The sequence below is a fragment of the Alteribacillus sp. JSM 102045 genome, assembly GCF_041949975.1.
GTDB lineage: Bacteria > Bacillota > Bacilli > Bacillales > Marinococcaceae > Alteribacillus.
Genome location: NZ_JBHFQG010000075.1, coordinates 1 through 3,247, shown reverse-complemented (window position 1 = coordinate 3,247; position 3,247 = coordinate 1). Strand labels below are relative to the sequence as shown.

Below are 3,247 nucleotides of genomic sequence, written 5' to 3'. Positions count from 1 at the left end.
TTGGAAAGTGACCTTTTGGTTACTCATAAAAAAATCGCCTTCTTTCGTTAATGGGTTGTGGTGACTTCATTATACCGAAAGAGGCGATTTTTTTGTATGTTAAATAGGAAAAAGGGGCTGTCAAAAGTCATTTTTTCATAACCTTTTGATACAGCCTCTCTTTATGCTTTTTAGGCAGTTTTATTGTATGGTCCATTCTTGATAATAGTTATTTACAAGATATATCAATGCCTCTCCACTGTGAAGCTGGGTAAACATTTGAGAAGCCGCTTCTAAAAGTTTCTTTGCTTCTGTTTCACTCATTGAAGGTTTTAAGTAAAATATTTGTACAGCATTAGTTGTCGTCACATCTGTTTTTGTTCGTATTGAATCAATGATCGGACTTCCAAATACCCCTTTACTGTCAAAAGAACATATCTTACCTTTCATATTATTTTTTCTGCCATTTAGCCCATCATACGAATCATCTTCTTTTCCCATTGAAATTTTGATATAATCACTTAAGGCATCGTAGTTATAGATACCTATGGGTATTTCATATTGCAGGGAAAAAAAGTTATTTAAATCGGCTGCTGAATGAATAAATGGCAGAGACTTCCCTTTCTCTATTCTTCGAAATAGTGCTTCGTTTGAAGGATGGTACCGTTTTGGATCGATACCTGCATTTTTAAATGTCTCATGCCACTCTCGAACCCCAGGGTAATCTAGCACCGATTGCTGCTGCAAATCAGTATAAATTTTTTCCTGAAAGAATTCAAGTCTGCCTTTTAACATTTTAGGTGAATCACCAATAACTATGTTTTTATATATAATCGTACCAATTTTGCATGATGGCAATACGTTTAATAAAGAATCTGATAATACTAGCTGCAATATTAACACTTCCTTTATATATTTCTTATGTGAAGTGTACCACATCTTTTTAGTAAATGAGAAAGGAGGAGGATCATGACAGGCGCCCAGCTCAAAGATAAGATTGTGGCATATAGTAAAGATATCGGAATCGATAAGATTGGTTTTACGTCGGCTGATCCTTTTTTATCATTAAAAGACCGCCTTCTTGAACAACAAAGATTAGATTACCAATCAGGTTTTGAAGAACAAGACATTGATAAACGAGTGACACCTGTCGAGCTACTCCCAGAAGCTAAAACAATAGTTTCTATAGCACTTGCATACCCTTCTAAGATGAAAAACCCGCCAAAGAGTACAAAAGGGAGCAGACGCGGAGTTTTTTGCAGAGCATCTTGGGGAGAAGATTACCATAGGGTATTAAAGGATCGGCTGCAAAAATTGGAAGAATACATGATGGAGCTTGTTCCAGGTTCCAAGTGTAAATCTATGGTTGATACAGGGGAGTTATCTGATCGTGCCGCGGCAGAAAGAGCTGGTATTGGCTGGAGCGGTAAAAACTGTGCCATTATCACTCCAGAGTATGGTTCTTATGTATACCTCGGTGAAATGATAACAACTATCTCTCTTCCACCTGATACTCCTATAACAGAACAGTGCGGATCGTGTAATAAATGTGTTGACGCTTGTCCGACTGGGGCTTTGGTGCAAGGAGGTCAGCTAGACTCCAACAAATGCATTGCTTATTTAACACAGACCAAAGATTTTCTTCCAGAAAGATATCGAAAAAAATTAGGAAACCGTTTATATGGTTGTGATACTTGCCAGCAAGTCTGTCCAGAAAATAAAGGAATGGATTTTCATCATCAAACAGAATTTGAACCTGATCCAGAACTTGTGAAACCCAAATTGATCCCTTTGCTAGAATTAAGCAATAAAGAATTCAAACAAAAGTACGGCCGAATTGCAGGTTCGTGGCGTGGAAAAAAACCTATTCAGAGAAATGCCATTATTGCGCTTGGACATTTTAAGGCAGAAGAGGCCGTTGATACGTTAGGACGTCTAATAAATAAAGATCCTCGGCCTGTGATACGTGGCACAGCAGCTTGGTCACTTGGTCAGATTGGTACCGAATCAGCAATTGGTCTGTTACAACATGCATACAACAACGAAAAGTCATCGGAGGTAGTGCAAGAAATAGAAAATGCATTAAATCAACATTTATCTAAGAAGTCCGTGTCCCCGCCTCATTAATCTTGGATTCTGTAAGAAATGAAATTAAGTTCGTGGCAATCACCCTTAGCTATCTTAAACTTTCGTATGATAAAAAAGAGAAAGAAAGGAAAGGTGTTCATGCCAGGAGAAAAGTATATTTATTATTCTAATTATAGCAGTGCAATTGGCCCATTAACCATAGCTGCAACAGACTATGGGATATGCTCTTTACAGTTTGGAGAAATAAAAGATGTATTTCCTATGATGAATGCTAGGGTGCGTAAACAACACATACCCGGTAAGCTTATAGAGGATGAAACAATGGTAAAAGAAGGAATTCATCAACTAGAAGAATATTTCTCTCATAAAAGAAAAACCTTCGACCTTCCGTTTGACTTGTATGGCACAGCTTTTCAAAGATTAGTATGGGAGACTCTGCAATGTATTCCATATGGGGAAACGCGCTCTTATAAACAAATTGCAGCTGCTATAGGCACTCCTAAAGCTGTAAGAGCTATTGGTTCGGCTAATAATAAAAATCCGCTGCCTATATTCCTTCCTTGTCATCGTGTCATAGGAAGCAATGGAAATATGGTAGGTTATGGCGGAGGGTTAGATAAGAAAAAGTATTTGTTACAGTTTGAAGGAGCACTAGAAAAAATTTCATCATAATATTTTTTTAATGCTGTATTTCAGTCCTCAGAAATACAGCAATTTTTTTGTACTTATTAATGATTTATATTAATAGGATGAAGAATAAAGCGTTAAAAGAGTCAAAGGGAGCATTCCTGTAAGGGGAAAATGTGAGTTTTGAACAAAAAAGAGCCCCCTTGGTATAGTACGGAGTGTCCGATGATAAATCATCGACCTCTAATTAGGAAAACCAAGGAGGACTTGCTATGAATTATACGCAAAATAAAAAACTCACGCAAATCACCCCTCAGACGCTTATCATTGGCGTGGATATCGCTAAAAACAAACAAGTGGCTCGTACCTTCGATGATTGCGGCTTTGAGTTTGGAAAACGAATCGTCTTCTCAAATAATAGAGAATGATTCGAAGCTTTTCTGCGATGGGCGAAAACCTACCAGGAGAATTATCAAAAGACCGACATGATTGTCGGCATGGAGCCGACGGGGCATTACTGGTTACCCTTGGCTTACTATTTACATGATCACGG

3 protein-coding genes and 1 pseudogene are annotated in these 3,247 nt (G+C 37.9%); 3 read left to right on the top strand and 1 reads right to left on the bottom strand.

Features of this window, described 5'->3' with window-relative positions:
- Positions 1–180: 180 nt before the first annotated feature.
- On the bottom strand, positions 181–882 hold the full coding sequence (locus ACE1TI_RS21490; RefSeq protein ID WP_375009557.1) for a B3/B4 domain-containing protein: 702 nt from the start codon (positions 880–882) through the stop codon (positions 181–183).
- Between the two features lie 66 nt (positions 883–948).
- Here ACE1TI_RS21490 and queG point away from each other — a divergent pair, with 66 nt between their 5' ends.
- From queG to ACE1TI_RS21475, 3 genes and pseudogenes are all read left to right on the top strand, one after another.
- Complete coding sequence (gene queG, locus ACE1TI_RS21485; protein WP_375009556.1) at positions 949–2,106, top strand: tRNA epoxyqueuosine(34) reductase QueG; 1,158 nt, start codon at positions 949–951, stop codon at positions 2,104–2,106.
- 99 nt (positions 2,107–2,205) lie between these two features.
- Positions 2,206–2,739 carry a methylated-DNA--[protein]-cysteine S-methyltransferase gene (locus ACE1TI_RS21480; protein WP_375009555.1) on the top strand — a complete coding sequence of 178 codons (534 nt, stop codon included), beginning with the start codon at positions 2,206–2,208 and terminating at the stop codon, positions 2,737–2,739.
- 227 nt (positions 2,740–2,966) lie between these two features.
- Positions 2,967–3,247: pseudogene (locus ACE1TI_RS21475) on the top strand (IS110 family transposase); the annotation flags it as partial.

Excerpts from the sequence above, each read along its gene's own strand:
- queG (WP_375009556.1), top strand. The coding sequence starts at position 949 with ATGACAGGCGCCCAGCTCAAAGATAAGATTGTGGCATATAGTAAAGAT.
- ACE1TI_RS21480 (WP_375009555.1), top strand. The coding sequence starts at position 2,206 with ATGCCAGGAGAAAAGTATATTTATTATTCTAATTATAGCAGTGCAATT.